3 protein-coding genes (1 of these 3 running past the window's edge) are annotated in these 24,420 nt (G+C 30.8%); all 3 read left to right on the top strand.

Annotated elements, in window-relative coordinates:
* Positions 1-137 precede the first annotated feature (137 nt).
* Positions 138-884: a 4'-phosphopantetheinyl transferase family protein gene (locus ACFEL2_RS05090; protein ID WP_341758079.1), complete on the top strand. Its 747-nt coding sequence runs from the start codon at positions 138-140 to the stop codon at positions 882-884.
* A gap of 96 nt (positions 885-980) precedes the next feature.
* Complete coding sequence (gene tnpA / locus ACFEL2_RS05085; RefSeq protein ID WP_341758080.1) at positions 981-1,412, top strand: IS200/IS605 family transposase; 432 nt, start codon at positions 981-983, stop codon at positions 1,410-1,412.
* A gap of 99 nt (positions 1,413-1,511) precedes the next feature.
* Positions 1,512-24,420 carry the 5' portion of a non-ribosomal peptide synthase/polyketide synthase gene (locus ACFEL2_RS05080; RefSeq protein ID WP_375331670.1) on the top strand. It continues 17,087 nt past the right edge of the window, so 22,909 of the gene's 39,996 nt are visible here — the first part of the coding sequence; its start codon is at positions 1,512-1,514; the stop codon falls past the right edge of the window.

Raw genomic sequence — 24,420 nt, 5'->3', positions numbered from 1 at the left:
GGATTTAAAAATATTGTTGGATTTTTATTGATGAGCCAAGAGGAGCGTGTAAGAAATAATTGATAAGAATAATAACATAGAACCAAAATTTATATAGAAGTAATGACTATTGAAAAACTTAAATGAGATCCAATAAAATGAGCAATTACAATGAAAAGGTCTATACTGAGTCTCTTAAAATAAATGAGGTTCATATTTGGAGTACTTATCTACTAGAAAATCCAAAAAATTTAAATTTACAATATTCTTGCCTGTCAACAGAAGAGAGAGAACGGGCAGAAAGATTTTATTTTGCAAGAGATAAAATAAAGTTTATTCAGGGACGATATTTATTGAGATACATAATAGCTGGTTATACCGGAATATCAGCGAACGAGGTACAATTTAAATATAATGAATATGGCAAGCCTAAGTTAAAAAACGACATAATAGGATTATCATTTAATGTTTCGCATTCTCATGATTTTATAGTTCTAGCATTTACTAGGCATAATGAAGTGGGTATCGACATAGAATTAACTAAAGAAGAAGATGTTAGCTGGCTGATAAATGCAGATATATTTACCAATAATGAAATTAATTTATTTAAGGATTTGGTTAGTTCCAATACAAGAGAAATTTTTTATAAATTATGGTCAGGTAAAGAAGCCTATCTAAAAGCTTTAGGGATAGGACTTTCTATACCTCTAAATAGTATAGAAATAGCCTTTACTGAGGATAAAAAGATAAAGTTGGTAAATAATCGACATACATCTTATGAGCCTTATTATTTGATAGACCTACAACATATTCCTGAACAATATATTGGGACTTTAGCACTACTAGAACAATCTAGTCACATAAAATACTTTAATAACTCAATGATAGGTAAGCCACTAGTTTGACTAGTGAGACCATCAAGGCTTGACCTTTAGATTTAGTATAAAATAAGAAGTTATCATATATAACTTCTTTGGCTTGACGGTCAAAGGAGAAAATATATGACAACATACGAAAGTTTAAATTATTCTAAATGGGATTGCAAATATCATATTGTGTTTATTCCAAAGTGTCGAAAAAGAGAATTGTACGGGAAGGTTAGAAAATATCTTGGAAACGTATTCCATGAGTTAACTTTTCAACGAGGGAGTAAGATAATAGAAGGTCATATGGTACAAGATCATGTCCATATGCTCATCAAAATTCCTCCTAAATATTCTGTAGCCGAAGTAATAGGTTATATCAAGGGGAAAAGTGCTATAGCTGTTGCTAGGCAGTTTGGTGGACGAAAGCGTAATTTTAATGGAGAGAAGTTGTGGGCTAGAGGTTATGCGGTCTCAACTGTGGGATTTGAAGAGAATCAGATCAAACACTACATTAAGAACCAAGAGCAACTTGATAGTCTAGGTTCTGACGAAACAGGAGAATTTTAATTAACAATGGCAGCCCTTTGGGCTGCTCAATACCGTCAAGCCCCTCGCTTAGCGAGGGCGTTCTGACTGAACCAAATAACAAATGTAAAGAGATATATTATGTACCGAGTTCTACTTTCTCCTTATACTAGAATATTTTACACTGAATGGAAATTAGATCAAAATAGGAGCGATTACAATATAGTATTTGATCAAAATCTTAATGGTAATATAGATATACTAAGATTAAATAATGCAATAAAGAGATTTATATCAGATTATGTAATACTAAATAGCCATATAGAGGATAAAAATGAAGAATTATATTGGGTAAAAAATAACAAGATATATGGAGTAGAGTTTTTTGAAAAGAAACTATCCAGTAAAGATATTTTTGCGTATATACAAAAACCATTTAATTTGGAAGAAGGACCATTATATAGATGTAGCTTGATAAAATATCACTCTAATAAATATAGATTAATAATTGTTTTACATCATATTATCATAGATGGATCTTCATTTGATTACTTTGTTAATGAACTATCAAAGTATTATAATGATCCATATTACAAAAATAGTATTACAATAAAAACTCAACTATTACGTATAACAAAGTTATCAAAAGAACTATCAAAATATGTAGAGTTAAATAAAGAAAGGAGCAAATTCTTTTGGAAAGAAAGATTATCAGATATTGAATTTTTAGATATAAATTTTTTAAAGGTTAGTACAAGACGAAATAATTTAGAAAAAACGAAATTATCGGTACAAACATTAAGTGATGTAACTGAAATAAGGTTTAAGTTTAACAAAGAAGTATTGTTTAAATTAAATCAATTGAAAAAAAAGTATAACATAACACCATATTTATATGGTCAAAATATATTTGCAGTTTTACTTAATAGATATACAGAACAAAACAGATTTTGTATAAATTATCCAATAGCAGTAACAGAAGGAAAAGATTTTATATATGGTGCTCACATTAATACAAATGTTATTGCTTATAATTTAAACAAAACAAATAATATTATAGATGTAGTAAATCAATCACGACAGTTTCTTAAGTCATTAAAGTGTATTGATGTAAATCATAGCTATTTACCTATATCTGATATAGTATCAGTATCAAATAAAGGTATTCTCAATTGCTCGTTTATTCAAACAAATTTAAAATATAAAGTTTTCGAATTTGGAAATATAAAAGTTAAGGTTAATAAGGATACAAATATTGATTTAACAAATGAATTATTATTTGAGCAAGAAATCCGAAATGAAGAAATTAACTATAGGGTAAGATATAAATTAAGTAAGATTAATATCGATTTATTAACTAATTTTATAGATTACTATAAGCTATTATTTATAGGGGTGCTAAATGAGTTAGTAGAACTGGAAGATACAAAGCAATTACACCATATCAAAAATTATAATCTATTATCACACAAGCAATACCAACAAATTATTAATAATTGGAATGATACAGATAAGGATTATCCAAGTGATAAGACGATACAAGCTTTATTTGAAGAACAAGTAGCAAGGACACCAAACAACATAGCAATAGTATATGAAGAAACTAAGCTAACATACAGGCAACTTAATGAAAGAGCAAATCAGTTAGCCAATTACTTAAGAGAGACATATCAGATTAGCCCCGATACGTTGATAGCCTTATGTTTAGACAGGAGTGAACATATGCTAATAGCGATACTTGGTGTATTAAAAGCAGGAGGAGCATATGTACCAATGGATTCAAGTTATCCTGATGAAAGGATAAGCTATATATTAGAAGATACAAGTAGTAAGTTAGTACTAACTAATGAAGTACACAAACAGAGATTAGATAGCTTAGCTATTACCACAACCAGTCAAGTAACGATCTTGGCAATTGATGATCAGCAAGTACAAGTTCTACTAGCATCCCATCTAGCATCTAATCCTACAACTTCTACCACCAGCAATAACCTTGCTTATGTTATATATACTTCAGGTACTACAGGTAATCCTAAGGGGGTAATGATTGAACATAGAGGAGTGGTGAATACTGTATTATCTTTAAATGGAGTATATGACTTTAGCAAAGGGAATAAGGTAACTGCATTTACATCCTATGTATTTGATGTATCAGTATCAGAATTTTTTACCGTATTATTTAGATCTGGAGTACTTTATCTATTAGGTGAGAAAGTAAGGACGGATGCATTGCTGATTAGCAAATATATTATAGATAATGGCATTAATTATCTATATTTACCTCCAGTATTATTATCGATTTTACCAAGAATAAAATATGAAACATTGCATGGAATAATATATGCAGGAGAACCATGTGATATTGATACAGGTACATATTGGTCAAGTAATTATAAACTATATAATTATTATGGACCAACAGAAATAACTATATATGCATCTAGTAAACAAATAATAGATGGTGATACTAATTTAATAGGATCTGCAATTTCTAACGCCAAGTGCTATGTATTAGATACTAACTTAACTCCGTTACCAATAGGAGCGATAGGAGAATTATATATAGGAGGAGCAGGATTAGCTAGAGGGTATTTAAATCGCCCTGACTTAACAGCAGAGAAGTTCATAGTTAACCCATTTCAAAGTACAGCAGAAAAGAAGTTAGAGAAGAATGCAAGATTATACAAAACTGGAGACTTGGTAAGGTGGTTAGCAGATGGTAATTTAGAATATATAGGACGTAATGATTTTCAGGTTAAGATCAGAGGCTATAGGATAGAGCTAGAAGAAATAGAGAGTGTTTTATCAAGCTACGAAGGAATAACACAAAGTGTAGTGCTAGCTAAAGAACAACAAGGAGTAGGAGAATTAGGAAGTAAGTATTTAGCGGGTTATTATGTATCAGAATCTAAGTTAAATGAAGAGGCTATATTAAATTACCTACAGGCAAGATTACCGGAATATATGATACCTGCTATATTAGTGCATTTGGAGAGATTGCCATTAACCATTAATGGTAAGTTGGATAGAAAATCATTGCCCGATCCTGAGTTTACTAATATTGAAACATATGTAACCCCTAGGAATGAATTAGAGAATCAAGTTTGTAGGGTTTTGGCAGAAGTGTTAGGATTGCCTGAAGATAAAGTAAGTATCCATGATGATTTCTTTAGACTAGGAGGGGATAGTATAATAAGTATCCAGTTGGTAAGTAGGTTAAGACAAAGGCTAGGGTTAAATGTTACTGTTAAGGATATCTTTGGTTATAAAACTATTGAAAGACTCTATGATAATGTTTTAAGCAAAGGACAAGGCAGTACTCAAGGAGATTTAAGAAGTGAACAAGGTATATTAAGTGGAGAAGTACCATTATTACCAGTGCAACAGTGGTTCTTTAAGCATAATTTTATAATTCCTAATCATTGGAATCAGTCATTTCTGTTAAGAACCGAGACCTTAGATATAAATAGGCTACAGCTAAGCATAACTAAATTAGTTCAACATCATGATAGTTTTAGACTAAGATACAGGAAAGCTACAGATTTGGTACAGAGTTATTGCCAATATTATAATAATGATGCCAAGGTAGAAGAATTAAAGATATTAGACATAAACAAATTGGATGTTAAAAAAGGTAGTAAAGAATTTGAGTTTAAACTACAGGAGATATTAACTAGCTGGCAGAGTGATTTTGACTTAGAGTATGGACCAACCTATAGTATAGGTTATATTTTTGGTTATGAAGATGGAAGTAGCAGGATATATTGTGCATTGCATCATTTAATAGTAGACGCGGTAAGTTGGCGGATAATTGCTGAAGATTTAAGAAGTCTTTACCATGGTAAAGATATAGGTAGTAAAGGGAGTAGTTATAGACAATGGGTAAATGTAGTAAGAGAATATGCAACTACTCATAAGAGTGAAACAACTTACTGGTCAAATATCCTATCTGATTATGATAGTAATCAACTAAATAAGTTAATAGTAAGCGAAGATGCTTATAGCTATGCTAGCCTACAATTAAGCAAAGAACAGACTGGTCAGTTATTACGAGACAGTAATAGAGCTTATAATACCCAAGTGAATGATATTTTGCTTACTGCCCTTGGTTATAGTTTAGCTGAAATAACAGGCAATAAAATTAACCATATAGTATTAGAGGGTCACGGTAGAGAGGAAATAGATAATAACATTGATATAACAAGAACAGTTGGTTGGTTTACTACTATCTATCCAATACGATTAGAGATAAGTGAGGAGTTAGGTAATAGTCTTAAGACTGTCAAAGAGAATTTAAGACAAGTACCAAATAAAGGAATAGGTTACGGGATAGTAATAGGATATCAGAGTGATTTACCAAGAATAAGCTTTAACTATCTAGGACAGTTTGACAAGCAAGGTGCGACAACAGATAAAGATTTATGGAATATTATTAGTGAGAATAGCGGTATATCAATGCATCCCGCTAACCAAGACAACAATATAGTTAATATCAATGGTTTAGTTGTAGATGGTAAACTTAAATTTAGTATAGCAAGTAAGTTAGGTGCAAATATAACCAATAAACTAGCTGATTTATTTCAACAGAAGTTAGAAGATATAATCAGCTATACAGTCAAGCAGACTAGAAGCTACTTAACAGTGAGTGATATAGATAATGTAATAAGTCAGGAATATCTAGATAGGTTACAAGAACATCGAGAGATAGAAGGAGTATATTTAGCAAATAGCTTACAACAAGGTTTTATTTATCATACTTTAAATCAAGGTGATATTGATGATGCATACAGAGTACAAATTATTTGGCAATATAATAATCAGTTAGCACTTAATAAATTAAAAGAAGCTTGGGGTTATGCTCAAGCAAGATTCAGTAGCCTAAGGCTGAGGTTAAACTGGGAGGAAGAATTAATCCAAGTAATAGATAAAGAAGGTAATTTAGATTGGAGATATATTGACTTAAGTAAAGAACAAGATTTTACAATTCAAGAATTCGAGATTAAACAAATTCAAGAAGAAGATCGGCTGGAAATATATGACTTACAACAAGGTAACTTATTTAGAGTATATTTAATTAAACAGAGGGAAGATTTATATACATGTATTTTTAGTAATCACCATGCAATATTAGATGGTTGGAGTAATCCAATATTATTAGAATATATTCATGATACTTACTTAAAATTGCAAGATAAAGAAATAATATTGTTAAAGGAAGATCAAAGTTATAAAGAATCACAGAAATATATACAAAAGCATCAAGAAGATAACAAGGAATATTGGAATAAATATATATCTCAAATAGAAGAGCGAAGTGACTTCAGTGGCTTGTTATTAAGTAACAATAAACAGAAACAGTTAAGAATAAGTGAACATAAACATATAACAAATCCAGCAGAACAAGTATTAACAATTACAGGCAACTTATATGACAATTTAAAAAAGTTCAGTCAAGAAGAAGGTGTAACATTAAATGCAATATTACAATATGTATGGCACAAAGTATTAAGTATTTATGGTAATAGTAATCAAACGGTAGTAGGAACTACCGTATCAGGTAGGAATCTTCCAATAGATGACATAGAGAGTTCAGTAGGGTTGTATATAAATACTTTACCATTGATAGTAGAGCATCAAAATAAAACAATAACAAGTGTAATAGAGTCAATAAAGGCTATTCAAAGTGATATTAATGAGATCAATAGTAGAAGTGATATCAGCTTAGTTAAATTACAAAAAGGAGGTGAGCGGTTATTTGATAGTTTATTTGTTTATGAGAACTATCCTAATCCAGCCAATGAAGAACAGCAAAGTAGAATTAAGATAAGGTTTACAGGATCAGTAGAGAAACTAGATTATCCATTAGCAGTAATAGCATATGAAGTAAATAATCAATTAACATTTATGATCAAATATGCTGGGGAGTTATTCAGTAATGATAGTATAGAGCAATTATTATTGATAGCTAAAAGCTTACTTGAACAAATAGTAAGCAATCCTTACCAGGAAGTACAGAATTTAAGCTATTTAGATCAAAAACAATACCAACAAATCATTAATAATTGGAATGATACAGATAAAACTTATCCAAGCGATAAGACAATACAAGCTTTATTCGAAGAACAAGCAGCAAGGACACCAAATAACATAGCAATAGTCTATGAGGAAACTAAGCTAACATACAGGCAACTTAATGAGAGAGCCAATCAGTTAGCCAATTACTTAAGAGAGACATATCAGATTAGCCCCGATACGTTGATAGCCTTATGTTTAGACAGGAGTGAACATATGCTAATAGCGATCCTTGCTGTATTAAAAGTAGGAGGAGCATATGTACCAATGGATTCAAGTTATCCTGATGAAAGAATAAGCTACATATTAGAAGATACAAATAGTAACTTAGTATTGACTAATGAAGTACATAAACAAAGATTAGATAGCTTAGCTATTAGCACAATTAGTCAAGCAACGATCTTAGCAATTGATGATCAGCAAGTACAAACTTTACTAGCATCCCATCTAACATCTAACCCTGCAACTTCTACTACCAGCAATAACCTTGCTTGTGTTATATATACTTCAGGTACTACAGGTAATCCTAAGGGGGTAATGATGGAGCATAGAGGGATAGTGAATGCCGTATTATCTTTAAATGATGTATATGATTTAAGTAAAGGAAATAAGGTAGCTGTATTTACATCCTATGTATTTGATGTATCAGTATCAGAAATTTTTACCGTATTATTTAGATTTGGAGTACTTTATCTATTAGGTGAGAAAGTAAGGACGGATGCATTGCTGATTAGCAAATACATTATAGATAATGGCATTAATTATGTATATTTACCTCCCGTATTATTATCGATTTTACCAAGAATAGAATATGAAACATTGTATGGAATAATATATGCAGGAGAACCATGCGATATTGGTACAGGTACATATTGGTCAAGTAATTATAAACTATATAATTATTATGGACCAACGGAAACTATATACGCATCTAGTAAACAAATAATAGATGGAGATATTAATTTAATAGGATCTGCAATTTCTAATGCAAGGTGCTATGTATTAGATATAAACTTAACCCCGTTACCAATAGGAGCGATAGGAGAATTATATATAGGGGGAGCAGGATTAGCTAGAGGTTATTTAAATCGCCCTGACTTAACGGCAGAGAAGTTTATAGTTAATCCATTTCAAAGTATAAAGGAAAAGAAATTAGCAAAGAATGCAAGGTTATATAAGACTGGAGACTTGGTAAGATGGTTAGCAAGTGGTAACTTAGAATATATAGGACGTAATGACTTTCAAGTTAAGATCAGAGGCTACAGAATAGAGTTAGAAGAGATAGAGAGTGTTTTATCAAGTTATGAAGGAATAACACAAAGTGTAGTACTAGCTAAAGAACAACAAGAAGCAGGAGAATTAGGCAGTAAGTATTTAGCAGGTTATTATGTATCGGAATCTAAGTTAGATGAAGAAGGCATATTAAATTATCTACAGGCAAGATTACCGGAATATATGATACCTGCTGTATTAATGCATTTGGAAAGATTGCCATTAACGATTAATGGTAAGTTGGATAGAAAATCATTGCCTGATCCTGAGTTTACTAATATTGAAACATATGTAGCCCCTAGAAATGAATTGGAGAGTCAAGTTTGTAAGATTTGGGCAGAAGTGTTAGGATTACCTGAAGAAAAAGTAAGTATCCATGATGATTTTTTTAGATTGGGAGGTAATAGCATTTTAGCAATAAGGTTGGTAAGTAAATTAAGTAAAGAATTAAATAATGCAATTAGTATACCAGCTATCTTTAAGCACAATACAGTAAAAAGGTTGGTTCAATATATAGAACATAATAACGAAAATAACATAGTAATAGATAAAGCTGCCTTTACTAAAGTAGAAGAACAATCGTTATCTTTTGCTCAAGAGAGGTTATGGTTTATTGAGAAATATGAAGAAGGAACTAATGCTTATAATATACCGATGGTATTTAGTATATCTAGTAATGCTAGTATAGATATATTAGAAAGTAGTATAAAAAGTATAGTAGCTAGACACGAGATACTACGGACCTTAATCAAAGAAGATAATAGAGGTAACGGTTATCAATTAATACTAGATGATAAAGAGTTTCCCTTAGAGATTATAAAGATAAACATCATTGATCAATTACAATTAGAGGAGGAACTAGAAAAGTCAGTACATCATATTTATGATTTAGGTAATGAATATCCGATAAGAGTTTGCTTGTATGAATTAATTAGTAGCAATGCAAAAGATACTCCAAAATACTACCTAAGCATAGTAATTCATCACATAGCCTTTGATGGTTGGTCTACCGATATATTTTTGAAAGAACTACAAGCATATTATAGTTATTATCTAAAACAATCACAAGGTTTAGTAAGTAAACTAAACTTACCAAAATTAACTATTCAATATAAAGATTTTGCATTATGGCAAAGAAACTATTTAAGTGGGGAAAGATTAGATAAACAATTAAATTACTGGAAGAATAAACTAAGTGGTTATGAGACATTAAACTTAATAACCGATAAACCAAGAGCAAGTCAGATAGATTATGAAGGTAGCAATATCTATTTTGAGTTAGATAAAGATACCTCAAGATCTTTAAGGGAATTAGCTAAGAAATTAAAGGTAAGCTTATACAGCGTATTACTTAGTGGTTATTATTTAATGTTGAGAAGTTATAGTAATCAAGATGATATAGTGGTAGGAACTCCAATAGCTAATAGGCAATATAATCAGATAGAAAATTTAATTGGTTTCTTTGTCAATTCGTTAGCCCTGAGAATGCAAATAGATGCAAAAGTTTCAATTAAAGAATTTATTAAGCAAGTAGGAGATGAAATAGTACAAGCACAACTACATCAGGATTTACCATTTGAAAAATTAGTAGAGGAACTAAATGTAATCAAAGATACTAGTAGGCATGCAATATTCCAAGTAATGTTTGCAGTGCAGAGTTTTGGGAATGAGCTATATAGTCAAGAGGACGAACAACAAGAAACTTATTTAGCTAATATATTACAAACACATACAACAGGAGCTAGTTTATATAATGTAGCTAAGTTTGATATTAGTACTTTTATAGATGATAGTGAAGTTTATTTAAAAGGAAGTTTTAATTATGCAACAAGTTTATATAGCGAAGAAACAATTAATGGTTTTATAAAAACATATACTGAGATATTAAAACAATTAGCGACATTGCTTAATAATAGCCAAAAACAAGCACATAGTAAAATAGCTGATTTAAACTATTTAGATCAACAACAATACCAACAAATTATTAATAACTGGAATGATACAGATAAAACTTATCCAAGCGATAAGACAATACAAGCTTTATTCGAAGAACAAGCAGCAAGGACACCAAATAACATAGCAATAGTATATGAAGAAACTAAGCTAACATACAGGCAACTTAATGAGAGAGCCAATCAGTTAGCCAATTACTTAAGAGAGACATATCAGATTAGCCCCGATACGTTGATAGCCTTATGTTTAGACAGGAGTGAACATATGCTAATAGCGAACCTTGCTGTATTAAAAGCAGGAGGAGCATATGTACCAATCGATTCAAATTATCCTGATGAAAGAATAAGTTATATATTAGAAGATACAAATAGTAAGTTAGTACTGACTAATGAAGGACATAAACAAAGATTAGATAGTTTAGCTATTAGCACAATTAGTCAAGCAACGATCTTAGTAATTGATGATCAGCAAATACAAACTTTACTAGCATCCTACCTGACATCTAATCCTACAATTTCTACCACCAGCAATAACCTTGCTTATGTTATATATACTTCAGGTACTACAGGTAATCCTAAGGGGGTAATGATTGAACATCGAGGAATTATAAATTTAGCAATAGTACAAGAAAAAGAGTTTGAATTACCTAAAGAAAAAAATATCAAAAATTGCTTATGGTATGCTAATTATGTATTTGATGCACATGTATGGGAAGCTTATACAACTATCTTAAATGGTCATACTATATATATCATAGATAATGATATAAGGCAAGATATAAGGCAACTAAGTATTTACATACAAAAAAACAATATAGATATAGCGTTACTACCACCTACATTATTAAATAATGAATATATACTTAGATTAAATATCTTAGTGCTAGGGGGGGATAAAGCTAACAAAGAAGTATTAGATTACTATCAAAATAGTAACGTAAAAGTGATAAATGCATATGGACCAAGTGAGGTGACTGTATATGCAAGCTTAAATCACTATAATAATAATGGTGCTACAAATATAGGTTCTGCAATTTCTAACGTAAGGTGTTATGTATTAGACACTAACTTAACTCCGCTACCAATAGGAGCGATAGGAGAATTATATATAGGGGGAGCAGGATTAGCTAGAGGTTATTTAAATCGCCCTGACTTAACAGCAGAGAAGTTTATAGTTAATCCATTTCAAAGTATAAAGGAAAAGAAATTAGCAAAGAATGCAAGGTTATATAAGACTGGAGACTTGGTAAGATGGTTAGCAAATGGTAACTTAGAATATATAGGACGTAATGACTTTCAAGTTAAGATCAGAGGCTACAGAATAGAGTTAGAAGAGATAGAGAGTGTTTTATCAAGTTATGAAGGAATAACACAAAGTGTAGTACTAGCTAAAGAACAACAAGGACTAGGAGAATCAGGTAGTAAATATTTAGCAGGTTATTATGTATCAGAATGTAAGTTAGATGAAGAGGCTATATTAAATTACCTACGGGCAAGATTAGCGGAATATATGATACCTGCTATATTAGTGCATTTGGAGAGATTGCCATTAACCATTAATGGTAAGTTGGATAGAAAATCATTACCTGATCCTGAGTTTACTAATATTGAAACATATGTAGCCCCTAGGAATGAATTAGAGAGTCAAGTTTGTAAGATTTGGGCAGAAGTGTTAGGATTACCTGAAGAAAAAGTAAGTATCCATGATGATTTTTTTAGATTGGGAGGTAATAGCATTTTAGCAATAAGGTTGGTAAGTAAATTAAGTAAAGAATTAAATAATGCAATTAGTATACCAGCTATCTTTAAGCACAATACAGTAAAAAGGTTGGTTCAATATATAGAACATAATAACGAAAATAACATAGTAATAGATAAAGCTGCCTTTACTAAAGTAGAAGAACAATCGTTATCTTTTGCTCAAGAGAGGTTATGGTTTATTGAGAAATATGAAGAAGGAACTAATGCTTATAATATACCGATGGTATTTAGTATATCTAGTAATGCTAGTATAGATATATTAGAAAGTAGTATAAAAAGTATAGTAGCTAGACACGAGATACTACGGACCTTAATCAAAGAAGATAATAGAGGTAACGGTTATCAATTAATACTAGATGATAAAGAGTTTCCCTTAGAGATTATAAAGATAAACATCATTGATCAATTACAATTAGAGGAGGAACTAGAAAAGTCAGTACATCATATTTATGATTTAGGTAATGAATATCCGATAAGAGTTTGCTTGTATGAATTAATTAGTAGCAATGCAAAAGATATTCCAAAATATTACCTAAGCATAGTAATTCATCACATAGCCTTTGATGGTTGGTCTACCGATATATTTTTGAAAGAACTACAAGCATATTATAGTTACTATCTAAAACAATCACAAGGTTTAGTAAGTAAACTAAACTTACCAAAATTAACTATTCAATATAAAGATTTTGCATTATGGCAAAGAAACTATTTAAGTGGGGAAAGATTAGATAAACAATTAAATTACTGGAAGAATAAACTAAGTGGTTATGAGACATTAAACTTAATAACCGATAAACCAAGAGCAAGTCAGATAGATTATGAAGGTAGCAATATCTATTTTGAGTTAGATAAAGATACCTCAAGATCTTTAAGGGAATTAGCTAAGAAATTAAAGGTAAGCTTATACAGCGTATTACTTAGTGGTTATTATTTAATGTTGAGAAGTTATAGTAATCAAGATGATATAGTGGTAGGAACTCCAATAGCTAATAGGCAATATGATCAGATAGAAAATTTAATTGGTTTCTTTGTCAATTCGTTAGCCCTGAGAATGCAAATAGATGCAAAAGTTTCAATTAAAGAATTTATCAAGCAAGTAGGAGATGAAATAGTACAAGCACAACTACATCAGGATTTACCATTTGAAAAATTAGTAGAGGAACTAAATGTAATCAAAGATACTAGTAGGCATGCAATATTCCAAGTAATGTTTGCAGTGCAGAGTTTTGGGAATGAGCTATATAGTCAAGAGGACGAACAACAAGAAACTTATTTAGCTAATATATTACAAACACATACAACAGGAGCTAGTTTATATAATGTAGCTAAGTTTGATATTAGTACTTTTATAGATGATAGTGAAGTTTGTTTAAAAGGAAGTTTTAATTATGCAACAAGTTTATATAGCGAAGAAACAATTAATGGTTTTATAAAAACATATACTGAGATATTAAAACAATTGGCGACATTGCTTAATAATAGCCAAAAACAAGCACATAGTAAAATAGCTGATTTAAACTATTTAGATCAACAACAATACCAACAAATTATTAATAACTGGAATGATACAGATAAAACTTATCCAAGCGATAAGACAATACAAGCTTTATTCGAAGAACAAGCAGCAAGGACACCAAATAACATAGCAATAGTATATGAAGAAACTAAGCTAACATACAGGCAACTTAATGAGAGAGCCAATCAGTTAGCCAATTACTTAAGAGAGACATATCAGATTAGCCCCGATACGTTGATAGCCTTATGTTTAGACAGGAGTGAACATATGCTAATAGCGATCCTTGCTGTATTAAAGGCAGGAGGAGCATATGTACCAATCGATTCAAATTATCCTGATGAAAGAATAAGTTATATATTAGAAGATACAAATAGTAAGTTAGTACTGACTAATGAAGGACATAAACAAAGATTAGATAGCTTAGCTATTAGCATAATTAGTCAAGTAACGATCTTAGCAATTGATGATCAGCAACTACAAACTTTACTAGCATCCTACCCGACATCTAATCCTGCAACTTCTACCACCAGCAATAACCTTGCTTATGTTATATATACCTCAGGTACTACAGGTAATCCTAAGGGGGTAATGATTGAACATCGAGGAATTATAAATTTAGCAATAGTACAAGAAAAAGAGTTTGAATTACCTAAAGAAAAAAATATCAAAAATTGCTTATGGTATGCTAATTATGTATTTGATGCACATGTATGGGAAGCTTATACAACTATCTTAAATGGTCATACTATATATATCATAGATAATGATATAAGGCAAGATATAAGGCAACTAAGTATTTACATACAAAAAAACAATATAGATATAGCGTTACTACCACCTACATTATTAAATAATGAATATATACTTAGATTAAATATCTTAGTGCTAGGGGGGGATAAAGCTAACAAAGAAGTATTAGATTACTATCAAAATAGTAACGTAAAAGTGATAAATGCATATGGACCAAGTGAGGTGAGTGTATATGCAAGCTTAAATCACTATAATAATAATGGTGCTACAAATATAGGTTCTGCAATTTCTAACGTAAGGTGTTATGTATTAGACACTAACTTAACTCCGCTACCAATAGGAGCGATAGGAGAATTATATATAGGGGGAGCAGGATTAGCTAGAGGTTATTTAAATCGCCCTGACTTAACAGCAGAGAAGTTTATAGTTAATCCATTTCAAAGTATAAAGGAAAAGAAATTAGCAAAGAATGCAAGGTTATATAAGACTGGAGACTTGGTAAGATGGTTAGCAAATGGTAACTTAGAATATATAGGACGTAATGACTTTCAAGTTAAGATCAGAGGCTACAGAATAGAGTTAGAAGAGATAGAGAGTGTTTTATCAAGTTATGAAGGAATAACACAAAGTGTAGTACTAGCTAAAGAACAACAAGAAGCAGGAGAATTAGGTAGTAAATATTTAGCAGGTTATTATGTATCAGAATCTAAGTTAGATGAAGAGGCTATATTAAATTATCTACGGGCAAGATTACCGGAATATATGATACCTGCATTAGTGCATTTGGAGAGATTGCCATTAACCATTAATGGTAAGTTGGATAGAAAATCATTACCTGATCCTGAGTTTACTAATATTGAAACCTATGTCGCTCCTAGAAATGAATTGGAAAGTCAAGTTTGTAAGATTTGGGCAGAAGTGTTAGGATTACCTGAAGAAAAAGTAAGTATCCATGATGATTTTTTTAGATTGGGAGGTAATAGCATTTTAGCAATAAGGTTGGTAAGTAAATTAAGTAAAGAATTAAATAATGCAATTAGTATACCAGCTATCTTTAAGCACAATACAGTAAAAAGGTTGGTTCAATATATAGAACATAATAACGAAAATAACATAGTAATAGATAAAGCTGCCTTTACTAAAGTAGAAGAACAATCGTTATCTTTTGCTCAAGAGAGGTTATGGTTTATTGAGAAATATGAAGAAGGAACTAATGCTTATAATATACCGATGGTATTTAGTATATCTAGTAATGCTAGTATAGATATATTAGAAAGTAGTATAAAAAGTATAGTAGCTAGACACGAGATACTACGGACCTTAATCAAAGAAGATAATAGAGGTAACGGTTATCAATTAATACTAGATGATAAAGAGTTTCCCTTAGAGATTATAAAGATAAACATCATTGATCAATTACAATTAGAGGAGGAACTAGAAAAGTCAGTAAATCATATTTATGATTTAGGTAATGAATATCCGATAAGAATTTGCTTGTATGAATTAATTAGTAGCAATGCAAAAGATACTCCAAAATATTACCTAAGCATAGTAATTCATCACATAGCCTTTGATGGTTGGTCTACTGATATATTGTTGAGAGAACTACAAGCATATTATAGTTACTATCTAAAACAATCACAAGGTTTAGTAAGTAAACTAAACTTACCAAAATTAACTATTCAATATAAAGATTTTGCATTATGGCAAAGAAACTATTTAAGTGGGGAAAGATTAGATAAACAATTAAATTACTGGAAAAATAAACTAAGTGGTTATGAGACATTAAACTTAATAACCGATAAACCAAGAGCAAGTCAGATAGATTATGAAGGTAGCAATATCTATTTTGAGTTAGATAAAGATACCTCAAGATCTTTAAGGGAATTAGCTAAGAAATTAAAGGTAAGCTTATACAGCGTATTACTTAGTGGTTATTATTTAATGTTGAGAAGTTATAGTAATCAAGATGATATAGTGGTAGGAACTCCAATAGCTAATAGGCAATATGATCAGATAGAAAATTTAATTGGTTTCTTTGTCAATTCGTTAGCCCTGAGAATGCAAATAGATGCAAAAGTTTCAATTAAAGAATTTATTAAGCAAGTAGGAGATGAAATAGTACAAGCACAACTACATCAGGATTTACCATTTGAAAAATTAGTAGAGGAACTAAATGTAATCAAAGATACTAGTAGGCATGCAATATTCCAAGTAATGTTTGCAGTGCAGAGTTTTGGGAATGAGCTATATAGTCAAGAGGACGAACAACAAGAAACTTATTTAGCTAATATATTACAAACACATACAACAGGAGCTAGTTTATATAATGTAGCTAAGTTTGATATTAGTACTTTTATAGATGATAGTGAAGTTTGTTTAAAAGGAAGTTTTAATTATGCAACAAGTTTATATAGCGAAGAAACAATTAATGGTTTTATAAAAACATATACTGAGATATTAAAACAATTGGCGACATTGCTTAATAATAGCCAAAAACAAGCACATAGTAAAATAGCTGATTTAAACTATTTAGATCAACAACAATACCAACAAATTATTAATAACTGGAATGATACAGATAAAACTTATCCAAGCGATAAGACAATACAAGCTTTATTCGAAGAACAAGCAGCAAGGACACCAAATAACATAGCAATAGTATATGAAGAAACTAAGCTAACATACAGGCAACTTAATGAGAGAGCCAATCAGTTAGCCAATTACTTAAGAGAGACATATCAGATTAGCCCCGATACGTTGATAGCCTTATGTTTAGACAGGAGTGAACATATGCTAATAGCGATACTTGGTGTATTAAAAGCAGGAGGAGCATATGTACCAATGGATTCAAGTTATCCTGATGAAAGGATAAGCTATATATTAGAAGATACAAGTAGTAAGTTAGTACTAACTAATGAAGTACACAAACAGAGATTAGATAGCTTAGCTATTACCACAACCAGTCAAGTAACGATCTTGGCAATTGATGATCAGCAAGTACAAGTTCTACTAGCATCCCATCTAGCATCTAATCCTACAACTTCTACCACCAGCAATAACCTTGCTTATGTTATATATACTTCAGGTACTACAGGTAATCCTAAGGGGGTAATGATTGAACATAGAGGAGTGGTGAATACTGTATTATCTTTAAATGGAGTATATGACTTTAGCAAAGGGAATAAGGTAACTGCATTTACATCCTATGTATTTGATGTATCAGTATCAGAATTTTTTACCGTATTATTTAGATCTGGAGTACTTTATCTATTAGGTGAGAAAGTAAGGACGGATGCATTGCTGATTAGCAAATATATTATAGATAATGGCATTAATTATCTATATTTACCTCCAGTATTATTATCGATTTTACCAAGAATAAAATATGAAACATTGCATGGAATAATATATGCAGGAGAACCATGTGATATTGATACAGGTACATATTGGTCAAGTAATTATAAACTATATAATTATTATGGACCAACAGAAATAACTATATATGCATCTAGTAAACAAATAATAGATGGTGATACTAATTTAATAGGATCTGCAATTTCTAACGCCAAGTGCTATGTATTAGATACTAACTTAACTCCGTTACCAATAGGAGCGATAGGAGAATTATATATAGGAGGAGCAGGATTAGCTAGAGGGTATTTAAATCGCCCTGACTTAACAGCAGAGAAGTTCATAGTTAACCCATTTCAAAGTACAGCAGAAAAGAAGTTAGAGAAGAATGCAAGATTATACAAAACTGGAGACTTGGTAAGGTGGTTAGCAGATGGTAATTTAGAATATATAGGACGTAATGATTTTCAGGTTAAGATCAGAGGCTATAGGATAGAGCTAGAAGAAATAGAGAGTGTTTTATCAAGCTACGAAGGAATAACACAAAGTGTAGTGCTAGCTAAAGAACAACAAGGAGTAGGAGAATTAGGAAGTAAGTATTTAGCGGGTTATTATGTATCAGAATCTAAGTTAAATGAAGAGGCTATATTAAATTACCTACAGGCAAGATTACCGGAATATATGATACCTGCTATATTAGTGCATTTGGAGAGATTGCCATTAACCATTAATGGTAAGTTGGATAGAAAATCATTGCCCGATCCTGAGTTTACTAATATTGAAACATATGTAACCCCTAGGAATGAATTAGAGAATCAAGTTTGTAGGGTTTTGGCAGAAGTGTTAGGATTGCCTGAAGATAAAGTAAGTATCCATGATGATTTCTTTAGACTAGGAGGGGATAGTATAATAAGTATCCAGTTGGTAAGTAGGTTAAGACAAAGGCTAGGGTTAAATGTTACTGTTAAGGATATCTTTGGTTATAAAACTATTGAAAGACTCTATGATAATGTTTTAAGCAAAGGACAAGGCAGTACTCAAGGAGATTTAAGAAGTGAACAAGGTATATTAAGTGGAGAAGTACCATTATTACCAGTGCAACAGTGGTTCTTTAAGCATAATTTTATAATTCCTAATCATTGGAATCAGTCATTTCTGTTAAGAACCGAGACCTTAGATATAAATAGGCTACAGCTAAGCATAACTAAATTAGTTCAACATCATGATAGTTTTAGACTAAGATACAGGAAAGCTACAGATTTGGTACAGAGTTATTGCCAATATTATAATAATGATGCCAAGGTAGAAGAATTAAAGATATTAGACATAAACAAATTGGATGTTAAAAAAGGTAGTAAAGAATTTGAGTTTAAACTACAGGAGATATTAACTAGTTGGCAGAGTAATTTTGATTTAGAGCATGGACCAACCTATAGTATTGGCTATATTTTTGGTTATGAAGATGGGAGTAGTAGGATCTATTTTGCTCTGCATCATTTAATAGTAGATGCGGTAAGTTGGAGGATAATTGCTGAAGATTTAAGAAATCTTTACCATGCTAAAGATTTAGGTAGTAAAGGAGGTAGTTACAGACAATGGGTAAATGCAGTAAGAGAATATGCAACTACTCATGAGAGTGAAAAAACTTACTGGTCAAATATCTTATCTGACTATGATAGTAATAATAATCATCTAAATAAGTTAATAGCAAGTGAAGATACTTATAGTTATGCTAGCTTACAATTAAACAAAGAACAGACTGGTAAGTTATTACAAGACAGTAATAGAGCTTATAATACGCAAGTGAATGATATCTTGCTTACTGCTCTTGGTTATAGTTTAGCTGAGATAACAGACAATAAAATTAACTATATAGTATTAGAAGGTCACGGTAGAGAGGAGATAGATAGTAATATTGATATAACAAGAACAGTTGGTTGGTTTACTACTATCTATCCAATACGATTAGAGATAAGTGAGGAGTTAGGTAATAGTCTTAAGACTGTCAAAGAGAATTTAAGACAAGTACCAAATAAAGGAATAGGTTACGGGACAGTAATAGGATATCAGAGTGATTTACCAAGAATAAGCTTTAACTATCTAGGACAGTTTGACAAGCAAGGTGCGACAACAGATAAAGATTTATGGAATATTATTAGTGAGAATAGCGGTATATCAATGCATCCCGCTAACCAAGACAACAATATAGTTAATATCAATGGTTTAGTTGTAGATGGTAAACTTAAATTTAGTATAGCAAGTAAGTTAGGTGCAAATATAACCAATAAACTAGCTGATTTATTTCAACAGAAGTTAGAAGATATAATCAGCTATACAGTCAAGCAGACTAGAAGCTACTTAACAGTGAGTGATATAGATAATGTAATAAGTCAGGAATATCTAGATAGGTTACAAGAACATCGAGAGATAGAAGGAGTATATTTAGCAAATAGCTTACAACAAGGTTTTATTTATCATACTTTAAATCAAGGTGATATTGATGATGCATACAGAGTACAAATTATTTGGCAATATAATAATCAGTTAGCACTTAATAAATTAAAAGAAGCTTGGGGTTATGCTCAAGCAAGATTCAGTAGCCTAAGGCTGAGGTTAAACTGGGAGGAAGAATTAATCCAAGTAATAGATAAAGAAGGTAATTTAGATTGGAGATATATTGACTTAAGTAAAGAACAAGATTTTACAATTCAAGAATTCGAGATTAAACAAATTCAAGAAGAAGATCGGCTGGAAATATATGACTTACAACAAGGTAACTTATTTAGAGTATATTTAATTAAACAGAGGGAAGATTTATATACATGTATTTTTAGTAATCACCATGCAATATTAGATGGTTGGAGTAATCCAATATTATTAGAATATATTCATGATACTTACTTAAAATTGCAAGATAAAGAAATAATATTGTTAAAGGAAGATCAAAGTTATAAAGAATCACAGAAATATATACAAAAGCATCAAGAAGATAACAAGGAATATTGGAATAAATATATATCTCAAATAGAAGAGCGAAGTGACTTCAGTGGCTTGTTATTAAGTAACAATAAACAGAAACAGTTAAGAATAAGTGAACATAAACATATAACAAATCCAGCAGAACAAGTATTAACAATTACAGGCAACTTATATGACAATTTAAAAAAGTTCAGTCAAGAAGAAGGTGTAACATTAAATGCAATATTACAATATGTATGGCACAAAGTATTAAGTATTTATGGTAATAGTAATCAAACGGTAGTAGGAACTACCGTATCAGGTAGGAATCTTCCAATAGATGACATAGAGAGTTCAGTAGGGTTGTATATAAATACTTTACCATTGATAGTAGAGCATCAAAATAAAACAATAACAAGTGTAATAGAGTCAATAAAGGCTATTCAAAGTGATATTAATGAGATCAATAGTAGAAGTGATATCAGCTTAGTTAAATTACAAAAAGGAGGTGAGCGGTTATTTGATAGTTTATTTGTTTATGAGAACTATCCTAATCCAGCCAATGAAGAACAGCAAAGTAGAATTAAGATAAGGTTTACAGGATCAGTAGAGAAACTAGATTATCCATTAGCAGTAATAGCATATGAAGTAAATAATCAATTAACATTTATGATCAAATATGCTGGGGAGTTATTCAGTAATGATAGTATAGAGCAATTATTATTGATAGCTAAAAGCTTACTTGAACAAATAGTAAGCAATCCTTACCAGGAAGTACAGAATTTAAGCTATTTAGATCAAAAACAATACCAACAAATCATTAATAATTGGAATGATACAGATAAAACTTATCCAAGCGATAAGACAATACAAGCTTTATTCGAAGAACAAGCAGCAAGGACACCAAATAACATAGCAATAGTCTATGAGGAAACTAAGCTAACATACAGGCAACTTAATGAGAGAGCCAATCAGTTAGCCAATTACTTAAGAGAGACATATCAGATTAGCCCCGATACGTTGATAGCCTTATGTTTAGACAGGAGTGAACATATGCTAATAGCGATACTTGCTGTATTAAAGGCAGGAGGAGCATATGTACCAATGGATTCAAATTATCCTGATGAAAGAATAAGTTATATATTAGAAGATACAAATAGTAAGTTAGTACTGACTAATGAAGGACATAAACAAAGATTAGATAGTTTAGCTATTAGCACAATTAGTCAAGTAACGATCTTAGCAATTGATGATCAGCAACTACAAACTTTACTAGCATCCTACCCGACATCTAATCCTGCAACTTCTACCACCAGCAATAACCTTGCTTATGTTATATATACTTCAGGTACTACAGGTAATCCTAAGGGGGTAATAATTGAACATAAAGGAGTAGTATCTCTTGTAAAGAATGTTGATTATGTGTCTATTAATTCTAGTGATTCATTTATTCAATTTGCCGATATAACATTTGATGCTGCAACTTTTGAGATTTGGACCTCGTTGTTAAATGGAGCTAAATTATTTATTCCAGCTAATAAAATAGATTTATTAGCTGATATTAATTTACTGCAAAAGACATTAATAACAAATAAAATTTCAGTATTATGGTTAACAAGGACTTTATTTGATCAATTGTTTTTAATTGATCAAAGTATTTTTAAAAATATTAAATATTTACTTGTTGGTGGAGAAGCATTAAATCCTAAACTAATATCCAAATTAATAAACTTACATGATGCACCTCAGAATATTATTAATGGTTATGGTCCTACGGAGAATACTACATTTAGTTGTACATTAAATATTAGTAAAAATAACATAACAAGCGTAAAGACTATACCAATTGGTATAGCTTTTACAAATAGAAAGGCTTATGTACTAGATATAAACTTAACCCCGCTACCAATAGGAGCGATAGGAGAATTATATATAGGGGGAGCAGGATTAGCTAGAGGTTATTTAAATCGCCCTGACTTAACAGCAGAGAAGTTTATAGTTAATCCATTTCAAAGTATAAAGGAAAAGAAATTAGCAAAGAATGCAAGGTTATATAAGACTGGAGACTTGGTAAGATGGTTAGCAAATGGTAACTTAGAATATATAGGACGTAATGACTTTCAAGTTAAGATCAGAGGCTACAGGATAGAACTAGAAGAGATAGAGAGTGTTTTATCAAGTTATGAAGGAATAACACAAAGTGTAGTACTAGCTAAAGAACAACAAGAAGCAGGAGAATTAGGCAGTAAATATTTAGCAGGTTATTATGTATCAGAATCTAAGTTAGATGAAGAGGCTATATTAAATTATCTACGGGCAAGATTACCGGAATATATGATACCTGCATTAGTGCATTTGGAGAGATTGCCATTAACCATTAATGGTAAGTTGGATAGAAAATCATTACCTGATCCTGAGTTTACTAATATTGAAACCTATGTCGCTCCTAGAAATGAATTGGAAAGTCAAGTTTGTAAGATTTGGGCAGAAGTGTTAGGATTACCTGAAGAAAAAGTAAGTATCCATGATGATTTTTTTAGATTGGGAGGTAATAGCATTTTAGCAATAAGGTTGGTAAGTAAATTAAGTAAAGAATTAAATAATGCAATTAGTATACCAGCTATCTTTAAGCACAATACAGTAAAAAGGTTGGTTCAATATATAGAACATAATAACGAAAATAACATAGTAATAGATAAAGCTGCCTTTACTAAAGTAGAAGAACAATCGTTATCTTTTGCTCAAGAGAGGTTATGGTTTATTGAGAAATATGAAGAAGGAACTAATGCTTATAATATACCGATGGTATTTAGTATATCTAGTAATGCTAGTATAGATATATTAGAAAGTAGTATAAAAAGTATAGTAGCTAGACACGAGATACTACGGACCTTAATCAAAGAAGATAATAGAGGTAACGGTTATCAATTAATACTAGATGATAAAGAGTTTCCCTTAGAGATTATAAAGATAAACATCATTGATCAATTACAATTAGAGGAGGAACTAGAAAAGTCAGTAAATCATATTTATGATTTAGGTAATGAATATCCGATAAGAATTTGCTTGTATGAATTAATTAGTAGCAATGCAAAAGATACTCCAAAATATTACCTAAGCATAGTAATTCATCACATAGCCTTTGATGGTTGGTCTACTGATATATTTTTGAAAGAACTACAAGCATATTATAGTTACTATCTAAAACAATCACAAGGTTTAGTAAGTAAACTAAACTTACCAAAATTAACTATTCAATATAAAGATTTTGCATTATGGCAAAGAAACTATTTAAGTGGGGAAAGATTAGATAAACAATTAAATTACTGGAAAAATAAACTAAGTGGTTATGAGACATTAAACTTAATAACCGATAAACCAAGAGCAAGTCAGATAGATTATGAAGGTAGCAATA

The sequence above is a fragment of the Candidatus Tisiphia endosymbiont of Temnostethus pusillus genome (genome assembly GCF_964264675.1).
In the GTDB taxonomy this organism is placed as follows: domain Bacteria; phylum Pseudomonadota; class Alphaproteobacteria; order Rickettsiales; family Rickettsiaceae; genus Tisiphia.
Note: the sequence above shows the minus strand (reverse complement) of the source record. Positions and strands in the feature narration are given on the sequence as shown.